Source organism: Streptomyces sp. NPDC045967 (genome assembly GCF_056430495.1).
In genome coordinates, this window is the sequence record NZ_JBWKLE010000009.1 from 178924 (window position 1) to 197265 (window position 18342).

Annotated in this window: 18 protein-coding genes, 1 tRNA gene and 6 pseudogenes; 9 read left to right on the forward strand and 16 right to left on the reverse strand. The window is 71.2% G+C overall.

Annotated elements, in window-relative coordinates; genetic code table 11:
- Positions 1-49: 49 nt before the first annotated feature.
- The 5 genes from AC07FY_RS19665 to AC07FY_RS19685 form a co-directional block, all read right to left on the reverse strand.
- Complete coding sequence (locus AC07FY_RS19665; protein ID WP_479007841.1) at positions 50-379, reverse strand: hypothetical protein; 330 nt, start codon at positions 377-379, stop codon at positions 50-52.
- Positions 380-411: 32 nt separating this feature from the next.
- Positions 412-675: a hypothetical protein gene (locus tag AC07FY_RS19670; RefSeq protein ID WP_479007843.1), complete on the reverse strand. Its 264-nt coding sequence runs from the start codon at positions 673-675 to the stop codon at positions 412-414.
- 127 nt (positions 676-802) lie between these two features.
- A tRNA-Val gene (locus AC07FY_RS19675) sits at positions 803-876 on the reverse strand.
- Between the two features lie 183 nt (positions 877-1059).
- Positions 1060-1632 carry a GNAT family N-acetyltransferase gene (locus tag AC07FY_RS19680; RefSeq protein WP_479007845.1) on the reverse strand — a complete coding sequence of 191 codons (573 nt, stop codon included), beginning with the start codon at positions 1630-1632 and terminating at the stop codon, positions 1060-1062.
- Positions 1633-2861: 1229 nt separating this feature from the next.
- Complete coding sequence (locus AC07FY_RS19685; RefSeq protein WP_479007847.1) at positions 2862-3788, reverse strand: hypothetical protein; 927 nt, start codon at positions 3786-3788, stop codon at positions 2862-2864.
- 584 nt (positions 3789-4372) lie between these two features.
- Between AC07FY_RS19685 and AC07FY_RS19690 the strand changes: the two genes are divergently transcribed.
- A complete protein-coding gene (locus AC07FY_RS19690; protein ID WP_479007849.1) occupies positions 4373-4648 on the forward strand; it encodes a hypothetical protein in 276 nt (91 codons plus the stop codon).
- A gap of 88 nt (positions 4649-4736) precedes the next feature.
- Here the strand turns inward: AC07FY_RS19690 and AC07FY_RS19695 are convergent, their stop codons facing one another.
- From AC07FY_RS19695 to AC07FY_RS19705, 3 genes and pseudogenes are all read right to left on the reverse strand, one after another.
- Positions 4737-5381 (reverse strand): hypothetical protein, encoded by a 645-nt coding sequence (locus AC07FY_RS19695; protein ID WP_479007851.1) that lies wholly within the window; start codon positions 5379-5381, stop codon positions 4737-4739.
- A 94-nt stretch (positions 5382-5475) separates the two neighbouring features.
- Positions 5476-5695, reverse strand: a pseudogene (locus AC07FY_RS19700) (LLM class F420-dependent oxidoreductase); the annotation flags it as partial.
- Positions 5689-5857 (reverse strand): annotated as a pseudogene (locus AC07FY_RS19705) (ADP-ribosylglycohydrolase family protein); the annotation flags it as partial. The pseudogenes AC07FY_RS19705 and AC07FY_RS19700, both read right to left, overlap by 7 nt.
- A 135-nt stretch (positions 5858-5992) precedes the next feature.
- Here AC07FY_RS19705 and AC07FY_RS19710 point away from each other — a divergent pair.
- The 5 genes and pseudogenes from AC07FY_RS19710 to AC07FY_RS19730 form a co-directional block, all read left to right on the forward strand.
- Positions 5993-6160 (forward strand): annotated as a pseudogene (locus tag AC07FY_RS19710) (hypothetical protein); the annotation flags it as partial.
- Positions 6161-6376: 216 nt separating this feature from the next.
- Positions 6377-6736, forward strand: coding sequence for a hypothetical protein (locus AC07FY_RS19715; RefSeq protein ID WP_479007853.1), 360 nt, complete (start codon positions 6377-6379; stop codon positions 6734-6736).
- Between the two features lie 29 nt (positions 6737-6765).
- Positions 6766-7314, forward strand: coding sequence for a hypothetical protein (locus AC07FY_RS19720; protein WP_479007855.1), 549 nt, complete (start codon positions 6766-6768; stop codon positions 7312-7314).
- 89 nt (positions 7315-7403) lie between these two features.
- Positions 7404-7883 carry a hypothetical protein gene (locus AC07FY_RS19725; RefSeq protein ID WP_479007857.1) on the forward strand — a complete coding sequence of 160 codons (480 nt, stop codon included), beginning with the start codon at positions 7404-7406 and terminating at the stop codon, positions 7881-7883.
- Positions 7884-8072: 189 nt separating this feature from the next.
- A complete protein-coding gene (locus AC07FY_RS19730) occupies positions 8073-9077 on the forward strand; it encodes a hypothetical protein (protein WP_479007859.1) in 1005 nt (334 codons plus the stop codon).
- A gap of 3 nt (positions 9078-9080) precedes the next feature.
- Here AC07FY_RS19730 and AC07FY_RS19735 read toward each other — a convergent pair.
- A pseudogene (locus tag AC07FY_RS19735) lies at positions 9081-9395 on the reverse strand (FAD-binding oxidoreductase); the annotation flags it as partial.
- Here AC07FY_RS19735 and AC07FY_RS19740 point away from each other — a divergent pair.
- A pseudogene (locus tag AC07FY_RS19740) lies at positions 9323-9646 on the forward strand (IS5/IS1182 family transposase); the annotation flags it as partial. The pseudogenes AC07FY_RS19735 and AC07FY_RS19740 sit on opposite strands and share 73 nt — an antisense overlap.
- Positions 9647-9666: 20 nt before the next feature.
- Here the strand turns inward: AC07FY_RS19740 and AC07FY_RS19745 are convergent.
- The 5 genes from AC07FY_RS19745 to AC07FY_RS19765 all read right to left on the reverse strand — a co-directional run bounded on the left by AC07FY_RS19745 (position 9667) and on the right by AC07FY_RS19765 (position 14983).
- Positions 9667-10275: a hypothetical protein gene (locus tag AC07FY_RS19745; RefSeq protein WP_479007861.1), complete on the reverse strand. Its 609-nt coding sequence runs from the start codon at positions 10273-10275 to the stop codon at positions 9667-9669.
- Positions 10276-10444: 169 nt separating this feature from the next.
- Entirely contained in the window at positions 10445-10660 is a 216-nt protein-coding gene (locus AC07FY_RS19750; RefSeq protein ID WP_479007863.1) for a hypothetical protein, read from the reverse strand.
- Between the two features lie 1026 nt (positions 10661-11686).
- Positions 11687-12067 (reverse strand): hypothetical protein, encoded by a 381-nt coding sequence (locus AC07FY_RS19755; RefSeq protein WP_479007865.1) that lies wholly within the window; start codon positions 12065-12067, stop codon positions 11687-11689.
- A 256-nt stretch (positions 12068-12323) separates the two neighbouring features.
- Complete coding sequence (locus tag AC07FY_RS19760; RefSeq protein WP_479007867.1) at positions 12324-13244, reverse strand: Vgb family protein; 921 nt, start codon at positions 13242-13244, stop codon at positions 12324-12326.
- Between the two features lie 53 nt (positions 13245-13297).
- Positions 13298-14983 carry an ABC-F family ATP-binding cassette domain-containing protein gene (locus AC07FY_RS19765; protein ID WP_479007869.1) on the reverse strand — a complete coding sequence of 562 codons (1686 nt, stop codon included), beginning with the start codon at positions 14981-14983 and terminating at the stop codon, positions 13298-13300.
- A gap of 124 nt (positions 14984-15107) precedes the next feature.
- Here AC07FY_RS19765 and AC07FY_RS19770 point away from each other — a divergent pair, with 124 nt between their 5' ends.
- Positions 15108-15752: a TetR/AcrR family transcriptional regulator gene (locus AC07FY_RS19770; protein WP_479007871.1), complete on the forward strand. Its 645-nt coding sequence runs from the start codon at positions 15108-15110 to the stop codon at positions 15750-15752.
- A gap of 52 nt (positions 15753-15804) precedes the next feature.
- Here the strand turns inward: AC07FY_RS19770 and AC07FY_RS19775 are convergent, their stop codons facing one another.
- On the reverse strand, positions 15805-15927 hold the full coding sequence (locus AC07FY_RS19775) for a transposase (protein ID WP_479007873.1): 123 nt from the start codon (positions 15925-15927) through the stop codon (positions 15805-15807).
- A 564-nt stretch (positions 15928-16491) separates the two neighbouring features.
- On the opposite strand from AC07FY_RS19775, the gene AC07FY_RS19780 reads away from it, so the two are divergent.
- Positions 16492-17265, forward strand: a complete 774-nt coding sequence (locus AC07FY_RS19780; protein ID WP_479007875.1) for a hypothetical protein — start codon at positions 16492-16494, stop codon at positions 17263-17265.
- 425 nt (positions 17266-17690) lie between these two features.
- Here AC07FY_RS19780 and AC07FY_RS19785 read toward each other — a convergent pair.
- Positions 17691-17780, reverse strand: a pseudogene (locus AC07FY_RS19785) (cold-shock protein); the annotation flags it as partial.
- Between the last annotated feature and the right edge of the window lie 562 nt (positions 17781-18342).

The following is an 18342-nucleotide window of genomic DNA, read 5'->3' on the forward strand; positions in this document are numbered from 1 at the left end:
TCGCTGACGACCCGATCCTGACACGGCACGGTCGCAAGAGCCTGTTGGATCAGCTCGTCCAGGTCTTGATCTGAGCGGCGACCTCCCGCACCGGAAGCCCGTCCCGGGCCGCACGCGCCAAGGGCAGAACGGAGTCCAGACCGGGGCTCACCGGGAGCCCGCACGCCGAGAGGTAGGCCGCAGCCACCGTGGCGGCGAACAACAGGTTCCTCACCTCCAGGCTGGGGTTCCTCGCCAGCTCGCACAACAGTGCTGCGGCCTTGTGATGGGGCTCGGGATAGACCTCATGATCCAGGACCTCCGCGCGATGACGCGCTTCCGCCGCCACCGGCACGCCGTAGTCGACGACCTGAGGATCGCCGGGGATCTGCTGCGCCACGGACAAGATCCAGGCGAGATCGACACGGAGATTCACGCGGCGTCCCTCGGCGCGCTCGGCGCCAGTCCGTCCGGAAGACCGGGGTACCGGTCCTCACCGACCTCCGCCTCGAACGCGTCCGCGTACCCGGCCAGGAACGTCGTTGCGCCGGCCATGAAGGCGGCACGTGTCTGGTCCACATCGGCCTTGATCAAGTCGGCAACGTACCCCTGCAGGCTCAGACCGCGGCGCTTGGCCCGGTCCTCTGCGGCGGCCTTGACGGCGTCGTCCAGTCGGATGTTCGTCTGCTTTCCCATACGCACACCATAGCTAGGTAGTGGTACCAGGGCCTAGCAAGCACGCGGTCCTCGGGCTCGGATCGGCCGGGAGCCCCTTTTTCCTGGCTCCGGCCGAATGCGAAGAAGGTCCCATTTCGACGTTCAGTAGCGGGGACAGGATGTGAACCTGCGACCTCTGGGTTGTGAGCCCAGCGAGCTACTGAGCTGCTCCACCCCGCGTCGGTGAACCCCGATCTGCGCCGTACTGCTTGACGAATATGGCGACGGCTTCGCGGGCCTGCTCCTTTGGGTCGACTTCGGCAGGGAATCGAGAGCATGTGAAGTCGCAGCGGGCGGGTGAGGGCCTCCCGTCGGTCGACGCGGCACCGGCGGTCCCGCCGGAACCCCGGACGGGGCAGGCCGTCAGCGCAGGTCGAGCCGCATCAGGCTCCGCGGATGGCCGGCCAGCACCGAGGTGGTGTCGGCGGCGTGGGTGAATCCGGCGCGTTCGAAGTTCTTCCGGATCCCGGCGTACGCCATCGTCAGGTCGACCTTGGCGTCGCCGCTGTCGAGGGGGTACGCCTCGATCGCCGGCGCGCCGTGCTCGCGGGCGAAGGCGACCGCGCCGGCGATGAGTGCGTGCGAGATGCCCTGCTTGCGGTGCCTCGGGCGCACGCGGATGCACCACAGGGACCAGACCGGCAGGTCGTCGACGTGCGGAATCTTCCGGCTGTGAGCGAAGGCGGTGTCCGAGCGCGGTGCCACGGCGGCCCAGCCGACCGGCTCGTCGCCGTCGTAGGCGAGCACCCCGGGCGGGGTCTGCGCCCGGCACAGCCCGGCGACGTACTCACCCCGCTCCGGCCCGCGCAGCTCGTTGTTGAGCTTCGACGGGATCCGGTAGCTCAGGCACCAGCAGACGTTGGCCGTCGGTGACTTCGGGCCGAGCACCGCACGCACGTCCCCGAACTCCGAAGCGGGCCGTACCTCAATGGTCATGGCACCACAGTGGCACGCCGGCGCCGCCTTTCAGAGCACTCCGGCCAGCCGGTCGGGCGGCGACAGGCGCCGTTCATGAGATGGAGTTGGCCCTTCCGGCCACTGGTAACGGCTCGGCCGTGCGTCGCGGGTGGTTCAGCCGCCGTTCGCGTGCGGGCGGGCAGTGGGGGCAGGCGGGGACGCGCCCTCGGCAAGCAGGGCGCGTACCTGCTCGGCGGTCGCGGGCGCGCAGCGTTCTGCGACCGGCCGCTCCTGAAACCTCTGTGCCGCCCGCAGAGTGCGGTCTTGGGAACGGCACTTCTGATCTTCCCGGCCTGCGCGGGCGCACCGTGGTGGGTGTGGGGTCCGCGGGGGAGGGCTTTTCGGTGGGTGAGGTGGGTGAGGTGGGCGTGTGGGGTGAGGTCGCGGCCGGGTGGGTGTTCGCGGCAGGTGTTGGTGGCGCGGCTGCTGGAGCTCGATGCTGTGGGGGCGTTGCCCCGCCCCCGGCGCATGTGCGTGCGGGTGCCCAGGTCGGTGGGCTGACTGCGGGGACGGTGTGGCGGTGGCTGGAGGCGGCGCGGGCCGCGGGCCGTGTGGAGCGCAGGCACCGGGGTGGCTGGAGTTGTCCGAGCAGGCGTGGGAGGTGCTGGCGCGGGCGGGCAGGAGCGTGTCGGTGCTGTACCGGTATTCGAAGGCTGCCGGGGGCGAGGTGCCTTCGCTGGCGTCGCTGTACCGGGTGGTACTCCGGGACCTTCAGGTCGGCAGGGTTTTGATGGATCGCCTGGTGGTGCCGGGGGTGTGGGAGGAGGAGCAGACGCGGCGGGCGCTGGCTGACGTCGTTGTATCCAGGCCGCGGGAGGGGGTGGTGTGGCGAGGGCGGTGGTGTGCCGGCCACCGTGGTCTGCGCCGGCGGCGGTCGCGGCCGCGTGGTCGGGGGTGGGCAGTGCGGCGGCGGGTGTGGTGTTGCCGGCGGTCGCGAGGCTGTTAGGGCGTCGTCGGTTGGGGCGGTGGCCGAGGCGGTCGGGCAGGCGGAGGCGGTCGGGTAGGCGGAGGGGGTTGGGGGCGCGGTGTGCGTGTTCGGGGACAGGGCCATCCGCACGGCGACGGTCTTGCCCCGGCCCGGGTCGCACGGATCACCCAGGGCTTGCCCGGGGTGATCCGTCAACTGGTGACAGGAGCCACGGGTGCTGATCGAGCCACTGCTGACCCGCCCGGGCTTCTGGTGGGCCTGACGGCTTCGTCAGGGGGCACTACCCCTGGGGCACGCTCAGCCCGTACCACATCCGCATGGAGGGGCGGTTGCGCACGTAGAGGTGGGGTCCGCGGCCGACAGGGCGGGTGTACCGGCGCACGGGATCGCCGTTCGGCCAGGTCAGCTCGCCCCTTCCGGTGATGATCGCCCCGCCGTCGGTCAGCCGGCAGTGGTGAACCTGCCGCAGGTGGGTGTGGGCCGTGCCGCGCTCGGAGCCTCCGAGCAGCAGCAGGCGGTCGTCCCGGACGGCGAGGCCCCACGCATCGGCGACGGGCAGCGTCCGGAACCGGACCGGCTGCCCGGCCCGCAGCTCGGCCAGGGGCGAGCCGGGGCCGTAGACGGCCCGGACGACCGAGTCCGTAACGTTGAGCCCGTCGATCTCGACCACGATGTGGTGGGGCTTCGGCGGGTGGAAGCCGTGTTGGTAGTTGCCATGGGTGTCCCACCGGACCAGGGCGCCCGCCCCGATGGGGTCCCCGTAGACGCCCTCGTCGTTGTAGCCGGTCCAGAGGGACGCCCGGCCGTCCGCCACCATGTGCACGATGCCCGAGCCCAGCGAGAAGCGCCGGCGAGAACGGCCCCGCGGGCTGAAGATCTGACCGTTGTGCCGGTCCCGGCCCACCGGGCCGAAGCCGTACAGGACGAACTCGTCCCGGGTCAGCGCGTCGATCTGCCACGGTGCCGAGGCCACGCCGTACAAGGTCTTCTCGCAGACGAGGTCCCCGTCACGGATGACGAGGAGCGCGTCGAAGGGCAATTGCGGTGGCTCGACGGAGCGCCAGCCATGGGGCCCGAGCTGGAATCGGGCGTCGTCACACATCAGCCAGAGGGCCCTTCCCCACGCGTCGATCGTGGAGGCCAGCACCTTCTGTTCGTCGTACTGCCGAGGCAACAGTGCGTAAGGCCGCAGCGCCACCTTGGTCAAGAAATCACCTCGCGGGCGAAGGAACAAGTAAGCCCATGATCACATACGCCGCATCGGGGTAGCGCCGGGTCGGGTGCCGGTCACGGCACAGCGATGTGCAGCGACGGGTGCCGAGCGGCCGATCCCGGAGTGGGCGACTGCTGCTTGAAAGGCGACGGTGCCGCACAGCTGGAGCCCGCAGAGCACGTCACCCGCCCAGCCGTGCAAGCGACTGAGCATCCCGGTTCCGCCTGTGATCCACATAGGACGGTCGCAGGCGAAACCAGGTCGACGGAGCTCCGTGCGGTACCCGATCATGCGTTCATGCCGGCGCGAAGGTGGACATGGCCGGGAGCGTAGGAGTCCCCGCTGACACGGTGTCTCCCAGACGGCAGACACCGCTGCTCCTCAGAGTGAGAAAGGTCCCCCCATCAGCCTCACTGGCCAGCCGGGGCTGCTACCCGCTGCTGATAACGACGCGGAAGCACCCTCGTCACGCCTCCGTGCCGCTGGGTCCTTTTCTCGCAGGCCACGTATAGGGCGGTCGCTTGGCCGGCGGTCCGGTTGAGGGCGAACCAGTCAGGAGCAGCCCGGCCGGTGGGGCGGTGACGCTCCAGATGGCCGGTGTGAAGGGCGTCCTCGCGAGTGGGGTGACCGCGGTCGTCATGCACGTGACCGCCGTCAGCCCCACCGAGGCCGGACACGTGGCGGTCTACCCCAACGGCCAGGCCGCGCCTGACGTCTCGAGCCTCAACTTCACGGCCGGGTGGATCGTGCCGAATCCGGTGACGGTCCCGGTGGTGGACGGAAGGGCGACCTTCTTCAACAGCGCCGGTTCCGCCGACGTGATCGCCGACCTGAACGGCTACTGCATCTCCTGAGGAACCCGGGAAGTGACACGGGGTCCGTCCGATCACATGATCGGACGGACCCCGTGCCGTTGCCGCGCGCCCCGCCTCGCCGGGGCGCTCAGGACCGCCACGGCGGCCCGTGCCTGCGCACGTACTCGGCATGGAGGTCGCGGTCCGAGCGGCGGCGCTGGCCGGCGGTGAACATCGTGCCGCCGACGAGGAGGAACAGAGCGCCGGTGATGCCCAGCCCGAGCGGGTCGAGCGCCCGGCTGCCCGTCTGCTCCATCCAAGGATCCAGGGCGCCGATCCTGTCCTTGAACAGGACGACCTGCTCGCCGGACGCGACCTGGCCGCGGCAGTTCTGGACCGCTTCCAGATCATGGCGCTCGCCCGTGGTGTCGACGACGCGGCAGGAGTACCGCACGTCGCCCTTGGCGTTGGTGCGCTCGTCGAACTCCAGCACCACGGCGCTGACCCGCTCGCCGAACAGCTTCATGTAGGACTCGTTCAGGTTGGAACCGGCGAATATGCCGAGCGCCATGGTCCCGAAGCCCACGATCGCCGCGGCGCCCGCCCGGTTCCAGTTCGAGCCCGCGACGGCCGCTCCGAGCCCCGCCGCGGCCAGGACGACGAGCACGCCGACGTACAGCATCCACGGGAACTGCGAGACGAAGCCGCCCAGCGTGCCGCCTCCCGCCACGAGCACGGCCCAGAACAGCGAGTTCCGGGTCCGCCGGAACCCCGATGGCGATGCCTTTCCCAAGGGTCCCGTTGTCCGGGCCGTGTCCATACCGATCTCCTCCGAGCCCCGCCGTGTACCGTCCCGCCCACCCTACGCAGGGGCCCGCGACGTCTGTTCAGAGATACTGGGCGAAGTCGTGCAGCGTGCGCAGGACCTCGTCCCGCGGCGCGGAGGGGAGCTGGAGGACGGCCTCCTCGATGCCCAGGTCGGCGTAGTGGGCGAGCTTGCCGGGACTTGGGCTCCACGGCGTACGCGACCACCTGGAGGGACTTGGGGTCGCGTCCGGCGGTCTCCCAGACCTGGGGAAGCACCGGCAGCGACGCGGTCAGGTGACGGGCTGGTGGTCGGGGCGGGCGCCCCCAGCAGGCCCAGGGCGCGCTGCACGGCGGGGCGAGGGATTCGCTGCGGGTCAGTCGGTGGACGATCACGGGGAGGGTGCCCGCCGAGAGGTGGGCGGTGGGGCGGCCGTGGCTCTGCGCGGCGCACTCCACGGCGAGAGGAAGGCGCGGTGTCCGGCCACGCCTGCGTTACGTGGACCTCGCGCAAGGGGTCGATGAGGTCGGGGAAGCGTTCCTCGCGGCGGGCTCGCCGACCGGTGGGCGACGGCCACCGCGGAGCAGTCGACACGGGATGCCGGTCAGCCCGGCGTACGGTTGCGCTGCTCACTGGACCTGCGCCGGCAGCTCACTGCGGCGCGCCGTGGTCGGCTCGATCATGGAGCCCGACCACGGCCCGGCCCTGACGGTCCGGGCAGCCCGCTGCCGGGCAGCCCGGGACCTGGGTCTGCGCTTCGCGACTGACGCGCTGAACAACATTGGCCGAATGGCCAGTGGGCGCCCACGGCCGGGCGTGGGCGGCGGCGGTGCCGTTCGCGGGCACGTTTCGAAAGCCTTCGAAAGGCTGTCGGGCCGGAGGGCCGCCCCGCGAGACTTTTCGGTACCGGGCAGGCCGCGACCGGTTCGCGGCCGGAAGGCATCGGGCCCTGGTGACCCACGTATGTCAGGAGCACATCAGTGATGAGGAGAGCGTTCTCCCGACGGCCGGGCCGGATCGGCCGGCGCCGGCTGACGACCACGGCGCTGGCGGGGACGGCCCTCCTCCTCGCCGTCACCGGCTGCGTAAGCGCCGGGGCACCGGCAGGCGAGGGCGGAGCCCCGGCACCAGCGGGGACGGGCGCCGCCACCACCGCCGCTGGCCGGAGCCTGCTGCACGACGCGGAACAGGAGCTCCAGCGCCGGTGCATGACGGCGGCCGGGTTCCGGTACTGGGCCAAGCCCGAGAACCCGCTGCCCGAGGCGCGCGACTTCCCGTACGTCGCGACGACGCGCAATGGGCCGGGCGGTACGGCTACGGCAGTGTCCTCGAACCGCGGGTAGAAGCACTCCACCGCCAGGACCCGAACCGGGTGCACCTCGGCGGCCTGTCCCCGGAGCGCCGCCACGCCGCCGTGACCGCCCTCAACGGCACCACCGACGGGCAGGGGCTGCGCGCCGAACTCCCCGGCGGCGCGGTCGTGGGACACAGCGGCAACGGCTGCCGGGTGACGGCCTGGCGCGCCCTGTACGGAGACGTCGCCGGCTGGTACGCGGCGAACACCCTCGTCGGCAACCTGGGCGGCATCAGGAGCCAGCGGGTCGCTGCCGAACCGGAGTTCGCCGGAGCCGTACGGGCCTGGTCGGCGTGCATGCGCGAGCACGGCTTCCCGTACCGGACCCCGCGCGAGGCCAGGGACGCCTTCCTCGGCGGGAAGGGCGCTTCCGACAGGGCCCGTGAGGTGCGCGTGGCCGTCCGGGAGGCGCGGTGCGCACACGACAGCGGCCTGGCGGCCGTCGCCCAGCGCCTCGACCACCACCACGACCGGGAACTCCGTCGTGAGCACCGCACCGCCGTGGAGCGGGTGGAGCGGCTCCGGGCCGCCGCCCTGCCGCGGGCGCGTGCCGTACTGGGCCGCTGACCGGCGGTCCGCCACCCCATGGCCCCCGTGCGCACCAGCGCGGGTCGCTCACCCCTGCACCGACAGCCGACATCACACGAGGAGAGTCCATGTCCAAGAACCGCATCACCCACCTCATGGCCACCGCGCTGGCCGCGGCCACGATCGGCCTGTTCCCGGCAGCGGCGCACGCCGAGACCGCGCCGACGGCCGACACCGCGGTGGCGGCCGGTACCGCGGTGGCAGCGGGCACTACCACCACCACCACCGCGGCGGCCGACGGGTACCTGTACGCGTGGGAGCACTCGTGGAAGGGCGGGCGACAAGCCACCTGGTCCGGCTACAGCGACAACTGGGCCGACCGGAACATGCGCAACCAGGCGTCGTCGGTGCACAACAACGGCTTCGCCGGCGCCTATGAAGACGTGCGGCTCTTCTGGCACACCGACCAGAGCGGGGCCTGGTACTGCCTGGGCAACGGCAGCTACCTGATGGACATGCGCTACGACCGCTTCCCGTACAACGGAAACGGTGGCGGCGAGCCGCTGAACGACAACATCTCATCGCACGACTGGGTCAACGCCTGCTGATCACCCCCACCACTCACCGGGCCCGACCGCTCACCGGCCCGCCCCCCTGCCCCCGCCGCCCGCGCGGCGGGGGTTTCGGTCGTTCGCCCCCACCATCCGGCCAACGCCCTTCCGGAAAGAAGCCGTTCCCCGAGGCTCCCAGCCGACCGGGGACGACCGGTCACCCAGGGGACCCATCGGGGGATGGCCATGCCCAAGGAACCGACCGTGCCCGTCGGCCGCACGGAAGACCTGCGACTGTCGGTCAGCAGGCTCCCGGGCACGACGCTCTTCTCCGTCATCGCCGACACCTTCGGCCACGCCTCCCACGGGATGCCACCGGAGTGGCGGCGCGTCATCCGCGGCGCGGCACCTCCCGCGGCCGCGGCGACCCTGCAGGCACTGCTCACCTCCAGCCATCCTTGGGCACCCGATTCGCTCGCCCTGACGTCAGGCGTCGGCACCGGGGGCGGAACGGGCACCGCGACCTCGATCACCGACGAGCTGGACCGCATCGAGCCGGACATCCTGCTCGGTGAGGTGGAGCACCGGTTCGGCAGCGCCGTCCCCGCGCCGTGGCAGCACGTGGCCGAACGGCCGGGGGAGTTCCTCGACACCTACCGGACCCTCACGCGCGCGGTCTGGGACGCCTTCGCCCCGTTGTGGCACCAAGCGGACGCACTACTGGGCCGCGAGGTGGAACGCGTCGGGGTCGCCTCCGTCACCGGCGCGCTCGACACGGTCATCAACGACCTCGGCGCCCCCGTCCGGTACGCCGACGGCCGGCTCCACCTGCCCCACCCGTGCCCGCAGCACGCCACCGGACCGGGGCGGCGCCGGTTCGTCCTCGTCCCGCTGGTGTCCGGGTTCGGCGCCTGCACGTACAGCGCGGAGGACCCGGACCTGATCTGGGTCGGCTACCCGCTCCCGGGGCTGGGCCGGCTCGCGCACCGGTCCACCGAACCGCACCCCGCGCCCGCGCAGGACCGCCTCGACCTCGTACTGGGACCGGTCCGCGCCGCCCTCCTGCGCCACGCGCGCCGGCGACCGTCCGTGTCGGAAGCCGCGAGTCTCGCCCACATCACCGTCAGCACCGCCACCTACCATTGCGACCGGCTCGCCCGCTCGGGCCTGCTGCGGCGCCTGCGCCACGGCCGGGAGATCCGCCTGTGCCTCACGGATGACGGTGCGGCTCTGCTCGACCTGCTGGCATGAGCGTCATCGGCGGGACGCGCGGTCCAGTTCGAGGAGCGCCGAGTGGTAGGAACGGCCCGGGGCGTGGTGCATGCCGAGCTCGCACATGCGGTTCGCCGAGAGGTACGCCTCGAACGTCCGGGCCGTCGCCTCCGCCGCCTCCCGGGCCGTCGCCTTCCGGCAACTCCGGGTGCAGCATCCCCCGGCACCCGCGAAGGCGCGGCATCCGGCGTCGTCCGGGACGACCACATCCTCGGCGCACGCCGCCGCGATCAGGGGCAGCCGGTCCTGGTCGTCGAGGTGCCGCATCGCGCGCGTGGGGTGGACGACTGCGGAGGCCGCGGGCGGTCATCCCGCAGCCGTCTGACCAGATCGCGCACCGCTTGCGCCGAGGCCGGCAAGGCGGCCGTCCACCCGGCTTCGACCGCGAGGCCTACAAGCAGCGGAACACCGTAGAGCGGTGCATCAACCAGCTCAAGCAGTGGCGCGGCCTGGCCACACGAACCGACAAGCTCGCCATCGCCTACGAAGCCTCCCTCCGCCTTGCCTCCGTCCTTGTCCGGATCCGAGGGACCTCAACGCTGGCTTGAGGTGTTGCGACGGCCAAGTCCTACATACCTCGCGGTGGACCGTGGACGACACGCGTCTGCTGCCCTGGTCCCGTGGGGAGGTGTTCGCGATGTACGGGGCCGGGATGGAAGACCGCGCTGTTCCCGCCGCACATCTCCTCACCGGTCAGGTAGCGGTACAGCCATTCGGCGAAGGGCAGGGCGTAGCCGGTCCACTCGCCTACCCTGTTCAGGACGGCGATCCCGTCTGGGACCTCGTGGACCTGCGGTGCCAAGAAGACGAGGTGTCCCTGGTCGGTGCCGGCAAGAGGGATGAGGCCCTGGGCTGTGCCGAAGGTGATGGTCGGAAGGCCGCGGATGACCCGAGGGTCGAGATGAGGTTCCACTCCCTGCCTCACCACCTCCTCCTGTGACCACATCTGGGAGGTACGCCGCATCCACGTGCCGAGATCCTGCCAGCCATCCGTCGGGCGGTCCAAGTAAAGGTGGTGGTTGATCTGGCAGGCCCCGTACCTATCGGCGATCGCTTTGTAGTCCGCAGGCAGCGACCGCCCCAGCTCACCCGCCAGCCGCAGCCAGGCGGCAGCGTCGGTACAGCGGTTATCCGAGGGGCCGATCATGTCGATGACTGCCCGCAAGTAGTCGGTCATGGCGCCTCAAACTGATGGAACGATGCAGGGCGCCCAATCATCGATCATTTCTCGGGTGGGACCGGCTTCCGGGGTCGGCAAGCCAGGCATCTCCTTGGTCGACATCAGGGCCGGTGCTGACCAAGGAGACAAAACCTAGGCGCCGGTGGGGGCGGCCCTCGGGTGTCGGCTACGCGAGCCAGAGCGCGCTACGCCGGTGACGCGCCGGCGGCACGTCCACCGCGTCCGCGGCGTCGTGTACGAGTGCGTCGGCGGGGGAGTTCACCAGCCGCAGGAGAAGTCCTATGCGGGCACGCAGTCGCTGCCGCGCCCGGCGTTCCTCCGTCGCGGCCGACAGAGCGACGGAACGGTCCTGCCGGTAGCGGGGAAGCGAGTAGACGTCCACTGTGCGGCGGACCGTACTAGGGGTGGGCCTCCTGGACTCCTGGGTCGCCTCGGTGACATCGCGAACGCTGTACCTGCGATCGTGCAGAACCACAGAACTCCAGGGACTCCCCGGCGACCAGTCGTACCTGTCCAGGCTGCGGGAACGGCGGTGGTGAGCGGTGCGTGCCATGGGACTCCATCGGTAGCGACCGCCAGGCATTTCCTGGCGGGGCTACCTGAAGCCCCTCGGCCCGATCCAACGTGCGTTCCTCATGTGCGTAACCGTATCCGTCAGTGCAGCGGTGATCCATAGGGTGAGAACGATCAGCGACCGGCCGGTGCCAGGGCGGCGCGGATGTCGGCGGCCGGAGCGGGATGGCGGCAGAGGTGATCCCGCCCGCGGATCTGCTGGCGGGCGGGGTGGCATATGAGCAGGAGTGCGACAGCCACCGGATGCTGGTTGCTCCAGACCGGGCGCGGTTCCCTGGTCCAGGACCGGTTCCCCGATCTCGTCGCACCCGCGGAGCAACTCCCTGTCGGCATCGTCCTGGACGGCGAGGTACTCGTCGGGGATCCCGAGACCGGCCGGCTGTCGTTCGAAGGGTTGCAGCGCACGGGCTGCTGCCCGCGCCCGCACCGCCACCGCGCTGGCGGCCCGCCTACTCGTCTACTTCGTGGCCTTCGACGTTCTCCAGAGCGAGGGCGATGTCGAGCTGCTCTCCCTGCCGTACCGGGAACGCCGGCGCAGGCTTGCGGTCCTGTTCGCGGCGCGGGAGCTGACTTCGCCGTGGACGCTGCGCCCGATGACCACGGACGCCAACAGCGCGGGAGTGGCTCGAGGACTGGACCGTCGTGTCCGGCGTCGAAGGACTCGTCATCAAGACACTGACCAGCACATGTCTCCCGGCATATCGAGGCTGGACCAAGGTGCGCCGCCGCGACACCACCGAAACGATCGTGGGCACACTCACCCGCCCGCGGTTGCTCATCCTTGGCCGGCCACGAGCAGGCCGGCCGCTTGTGCCCCGTCGGCCGCCCAGTGCCTCTACGCGCCGACCAGGCGCGCCAGGTCGCGGAGCACCTGACCCCGCCCGCCTGGGCACCCGTGGGAGGAGGCCCGGTTCACCGCAGCGTGGGGCTCCCGTGACGTCCTCGATGTCACCGTGGTCCGCCCCATGCCGGCGACCATGTGGTTGATGCCACGGCTGTCGTCGGCGTCGATCGAGGCGTGATGCTGAGGCTGGTCCGGCCGGGCCTCGATCGCGACGTAGGCTTCGCGGCCCTCGCCGTACGGGCGCTGGGCGTAGCGGCAGAACAGCAGGCTCGCTTCGTCCGTCTGCCGGCGGCGCTCTCGCAGGTCGAGGTCGACGGCATGCTGAAGGTCAACGAGACCGGCCTCCTCGACCGCCTGGTCACCAACCTTCAAGACCCTGGCCGCACCGGACCCCCGACCTCCACAACCTGACCCCTGCTCCCCGGCCGACACCGGCGCCGCAGTCGTCCTGACGCTGCTGATCGCGCTCGTGTGCGTGCGGGGGCGGTGGAGGCCGCCGACGCACAGGAGGTGGGGCGCGGGCGACCCCGGTTCCTCGGCTGCGCGGGCTGGTGCAGCGGTTGTGCGGCCTGCCGCCATGCCTGCCAAGGCATGGGCGGTGGAGGGCCGTGGTCTTAAGGCTGCCGGGTCACCGCCCGGTGCGGCGCACCTCCCACCGTGAGACGCCGCCGCGTTCCTCGGCAACGTACAGCGTGCCGTCCGGGCCGAAGACCAGGCCGTGGGGCTCGCGGTCGGGGGCTGCGAGCGGGTGCTCGGTGATCTTGCCGTCCGGAGCGACGGAGCCGGTCCGGCCGGTGCCCCACTCGGTGAACCAGCAGGTCCCGTCCGGGGCGACCGCGACGGCGTGGGGGCGGCAGTCGGACTCGGGCAGCGGGAACTCCGTGATCTCCACGCCTGCCTCGCCTGTCGTGAGCCGCCCGATCCGGCCGGCGCCGATCTCGGCGAACCACAGGCTCCCGTCCGGGCCTGCCGCGAGCCCGACCGGGGCGCCGCCAGGGGTGGGCAAAGGGTGGAGCCGGACCTCGCCGGAGACGGTGATCCGGCCGATCGCGTTCGCCTGGTTGAGGGTGAACCACAGGGCTCCGTCGTGTCCCGCCGCGAGGAACGACGGGAATCCCCCCTCGCACGGCAGCGGGAACTCGCGGACCTCGCCGTCCGTGCCGATGCGGCCGATGCGGTCGGTGTTTGTCAGGGTGAACCACAGGGCCCCGTCGGGCCCGGCCGCGATCCCGTACGGTCCGCCCGCGCCGCCGGGAAGCGCGTACGAGCGGGTTTCGCCGGCCACCGTGATCCGGCCGATCCGGTGGTCGCGGTACCGGGTGAACCACAGCGCGCCGTCCGGTCCGGCGGTGATCAGGGTGGGGCCGCAGTCGGAGGAGTCCAGCGCGAACTCCTCGACGCAGCCCGTCGACGGGGTGAGGCGGGCGATGCGGCCGCAGTGGACGAGAGTGCACCACAGGTGGCCGTCCGGCCCGACGGCCAGCGCGTACGGGCCGGAGCCGCCGGTGGGGAGGGCAAGGGTGCCGAGCGGGCTTACGGAGGTGGTCAAGCGAGGCGTCCTTTCGACGGCAGGGGGAGGAGGGGCGGAGCGGCTGTCGGTCGTCACGGGCAGATGCCGGCCGCGGCGGCCACCGGGGCGTGCAGTGCGAGCCGGTCACCCGGCCAGCGGGCGCACAGCCGCCGGTCGTGGCTGACGACGACCACCGCGCCCGCGAATTGGGCCAGCGCCTCCTCCAGCTCCTCCGCCAGCGCGGGGGAGAGGTGATTCGTGGGCTCGTCCAGCAGCAGGACGTCGGCCGGTTCGGTGACCAGGCGGGCCAGGGCCAGCCTCTGCCGCTGTCCGACGGACAGGGAGCCGACCGGAGCGGACAGCCGGTCGCGGGTGAACAGGCCCAGCGACAGGAGCCGTTCGGCGTGCTCCTCGGGAGTTCCGGGGCGGCCCTCGGCGTAGGCCGCGAGCAGTGTCCCGCGGCCTGCTCCCACGTCGGCCTGCTGGGCCAGCAGGCCGACCCGGCCGTGCCGTCGAACGACCTGCCCGAGGTCGGGGGCCAGGACGCCGGCCAGAACCTGCAGCAGGGTGCTCTTGCCCGCCCCGTTCGGGCCCGTGACCAGCAGTCGGCCGCCCGCCGGCACGGTCAAGTCCACCGGCGCGAGCCTCCCCTCGACCGCGACGCCCGCTGCGGCCAGCAGCACCCGTCGCGCGTCGCCGGACCGGGCCGGCCCGGCGGGCGTCCCGGGTTCGGCGGCGCCGGCGGTGGCGGTGCGCGGTACTGCGGTGAACCGCAGGGGGTCCACGGGCGCGGGCACTGGCCGGGCCAGCAGCCGGGCGAGCCGCTCTTCGGCGTTGCGGACCCGGCTTGCGAGGGACTGCTGGACCCGGCCGGCGGCGCGGTCGTACGCCATCTTGTTGCCGTCTCTCATGGCCCGGCCGGGTGCCACCCGTCGGGCGGTGACGGCGGCGGCCTCGCGCAGTCGGGCTGCCTCGGCCCGCCAGGCTGCGTGGGCCTCGGCGCGGCGCCGCCGCTCGGCGGCGCGCTCCGCGAGGTAGCCGGCGTAGCCGTTGCCATACCGCACGGTCCGGTGCATGTCGCCGTCGACCTCCAGGAGGGAGGTGGCGACACGTTCCAGGAAGACCCGGTCGTGGGAGACGACGACCGTGATGCCGCGTCGGGCGCGCAGGTGGTCCTCCAGCCAGGTCAGGGCGGAGCCGTCGAGGTGGTTGGTGGGCTCGTCGAGGAGCAGTACATCCGGGGCGGCGGCGAGCAGTACCGCGAGGCGCAGGCGTACGACCTCGCCGCCGGACAAATCGCCGACGGCGGACTCGCGGGGCAGGCTCAGCAGACCGAGGCCGTGCAGGGACCGCTCCACCCGGGCGTCCGCGTCGTACCCGCCGCGCAGTTCGAAGGCGGTGAGGGTGTCGGCGTACGCGGTGAGGGTCTCGGCAGTGGCGTCGCCGCCGGCCATGCGGGCCTCCAGCCGGCGCAGGAGCCGTTCCGACGCACGCAGCTCGGCGAGGGCGCGGTCGACCACCTGCTGGACGGTCATGTGCGGGGCGAGGTCTTCCTGTTGCGCGAGGTAGCCGACGCCGCCTTCGGCGCGCAGGACGACCTCGCCGCGGTCAGGCCGCTCGGCCCCCGCCAGCAGGCGGAGCAGGGTGGACTTGCCGGAGCCGTTCTCGCCGACGATGCCGAGGCGTTCGCCGACGGGGACGGAGCAGTCGACGGAGTCGAGGATCAGGCGGCCTTCGTAGGACTTGGTGAGATCAGACGCGGTGAGCTGTGCGGTCACAGGGCGGCTCCAGGAGTTCGGGGGCGGGGATCGTCGTCGCGACGGTGAAGGGGTGGGTGGGGACGCGGTGAATGACCACGGGAGCTCTCCTTTAAAGCGACAGAAGTTGCGTTAAGATTTTGGCATGCATTCCCGTACGCAGGCAAGCGAAGATTCCGGCCGACACGAACCGGCCACGAGGCGACGCCGGACGGGCGGCCGGAGTGCCCGCGTCCGCAGCCAGGTCCTGGAAGCGGTGGGCGCACTGCTTTTGGAGGCGGGGTACGACGGGCTGACCGTCGACGCGGTCGCGGAACGCGCCGGCGTCCACCGCACGACCGTCTACCGGCGCTGGCGCGACGTCGGGTGCCTGCTCGCCGACGTACTCGACGCCGCGTCCGACGACCCGTGGAGCCCCCCGGACACCGGGTCGCTGGAGGACGACCTGACCGCCCTCAACCAGGAGGTGTTCGAGGCACTGGCGGGCGGCGGGCCGAACCTGACCACGGCCCTGATCGCAGCCGGGTTCCGGTCTGCGGAGGCGGCGACGGCGCTGTCGCGGTTCTGGGAGGACCGCTACGCCCGGTGTGCGGTGGTCGTCACCCGGGCGGCCGACCGGGGGGAGCTGCCCGGTCCCACCGACAGCCGCGCGCTGCTCGTCGCCGCGACCGCCCCGCTCTACCACGAGCTACTGCTGCTCAGAGCATCCCCCGACCCGACGCTGCCGCGCCGCGCCGCCGCGGTCGCCGCCGCGGCTGCCGGCGCCGGCGCCTTCGGCACGCCCCACTGACCCCGGACGCCGCGCTGCCGGCAGTGGCCTGGACCAGCTGGAGCAGACGCTCTCACGTCCCGTCGCCCGACCACAGCCGGTGCCGTTCGTAGACGGTCTTCCACGGGCCGAACCGTTCGGGCAGGTTACGCCAGTGAACGCCGGTCCGGACCCGGTGCAGAATCCCGTCGATCACCTGCCGATGATCCCGCTACCTGCCACAACGCCTGTTGCTGACCGGCAGGAACGGCCGTAGCCGTTCCCACTCGGCATCGCTCAGGTCACCCCGCCCCATGTCCACATCAACGCCCCGGACACGAAGTAGCTACATGATCGGCCGGACAAGTCCCAGACGACGCATGACCACGAGGACCGTAGCTATCAGCCAGACAAACGCCCACCCAATTGCATGGCCGCTCGACCGAGGTCGCTGACGCATGGCAGGAAGCGCTGCAGGATCCCGCCGGTCACCTGACACGCGCCACGACTTCACATGGGAGGAGCGGTGAACGGTGGGGCGCAGGTAGGCCGGTTACCGATTCCACAGGCTGCGTTCCGATCCGCTGCCTGGCCTCCTGGGGCAGCTCAGAGCACCAGGGAGCCGGAGCCGGCTGAGCGGGTGTCAGTGGCGGATGCCAAGCTTTGGCCTGCACCTGAGGGCTGACGAAGGGAGCAGGCCGTGCCGGGACTATATCCCTGATCGGCCGCCTGTCCTGCGGTGTGTGTCTGACCAATCCGACAACGGGGAGCGCTTCTTCCGATGCCTGTACAGCCCACACGTCCCGAGAGCACTCCTGCGCCCGTATCGGGCATGGATGTCTTGCCGTTCACGCCTTCTCTCGTCAAAAGGGTCTTCAGGGACGTGACCGCCATGCGCGTATCCCGGTCGGCCGCGTGCGCGGCTGCGTCGGTGGTGCGCACAGTGCTGACGGAGATCGTCGATGGATGTAGAAGGGCGGCGGCTGAGCAGGCGCGGACGAAGCTGCTTCCCGTGGACCTTGTCTCATCGCTCGGCCGCAACGTCGAAGTCACGGTGGGGGACAAGTGGTACGAGCACAGCCCGACGTTCAAGGGCCTGAACGGTGTCACCTACGACGCCGAGGGTGTCATCGTGCGTGCCCCCCGGCGCAGCCAGTCGCGCAAGCCGAGTGCCATGGTCGGAGCTCACAGGTTCGAGGCCGAGGTCAAGAAACTGCTGCGAAGCCGGGGGGTGACGGCCGTCCCTGCGCTGGTCCGCGACCTGGACGGACTCGCAAGCAACTTCCTGACAGACCTCGCCCGGGACGCGGTGATGGTCGTCCGTGAAGGCGGGGTCAAACGGTACGGCACGGTGACCCTCGTCCTGCCCGGAGAGCCGACCCCACCCCCGTTCCTCAAGGAATCCATCCCGGCCCTTTACTCCCGCAAGGGGGATGCCCGGACCGTCGGCAGGGACGACATCCTGGCCGCCACCACGATCCAGTTGTTCGGAGACATCCGACAGCAAGCCCTCACCGAGGCGCACGAGGCAACGCGGAACACTTCGGCCGTCTGACCGGCAGCCCCCTGGCCATCCACTGCCAGATCACGCCCCGCCCCGCCCCTGGAGCTGCTGGTCAGGTGAGCGGGGGCCTGGCGATCCTCGGGCAATCCACGACAGATATCAAAGCCAGGTCGTGGTCAGACTCAAGATCCGCAGGTTCTTCTGCGACCGAAAGTCCTGTCCGCGTCTCATCTTCGTTGAGCAGGTCGCAGGACTCACTGAACGACCCGGGCGTCTCGCCGACGACCGCACCTGCTGCGCGGGCTTCTGACCCGCCAGCCAGGGACAGGCCAGACGGGCGGCCTCTATCGAGTGGCCGGAGCATGGGTAGCGGGCACTACGCACGCGTCAGCCCTCCGCCGCGTTTCCACAGGTCAGAGGCGTCTGAGATTTAGGGTTCTGGTTGTCCGGCGGGGCCAACTACAGCGCTGAGTCACATGGGCGTACACGTCGGGACCGCCACCGTCTTGCTCGATGAAGCCGAAGCCCTTTTCTGAGTTGAACCACTTCGCAGTTCCGGTAGCCATGTGGTGCGTGGTCCCAGTCCCAGCGGGCATGGTGACCAGGCCGTAGAGGTGTGACGACCATGGCGTCGGTGGTGGTGCCGCCCGTCACCGTTGCCTCTGGAGGGATGGCCCTACTGCTGGCGGGCGATGGGCCCCGCCGCATCGACCACGACCTCAACAGCGGATGATCATGTGATCATTTCGGGTAGCACGCTCGTGACGGAAGGCTTCGATACCGATGAACATCCCCATGCAGGAGGGCCAGCACGAAGGGTTGGCCCCCACTCGGAGCAAGTACTCGCCCTCCGTCCAAATAGCCGGCTATGTGTTGGGGACCGTCGGGTTCACCCTCCTGTCCCTGTCGGACGAACGGCCCGGCTGGCTGAGGGCGGCCTACGCCGTTGTGGCACTGACATTCGCCGTTGGTGCTGCCGCGACCACGGTCAAGTGTTTTCGGGACGGGCGCCGCGAGGGCGGCACCGCCTGCTGATCTTGCGGCAAGACGGCTGCAGCGGGACGGCCCGCCGGAAGAACCGGCGGGCCGTCCCGGGAAGAGCGGGATCAGAGAGTCAGGCGGCTGGCC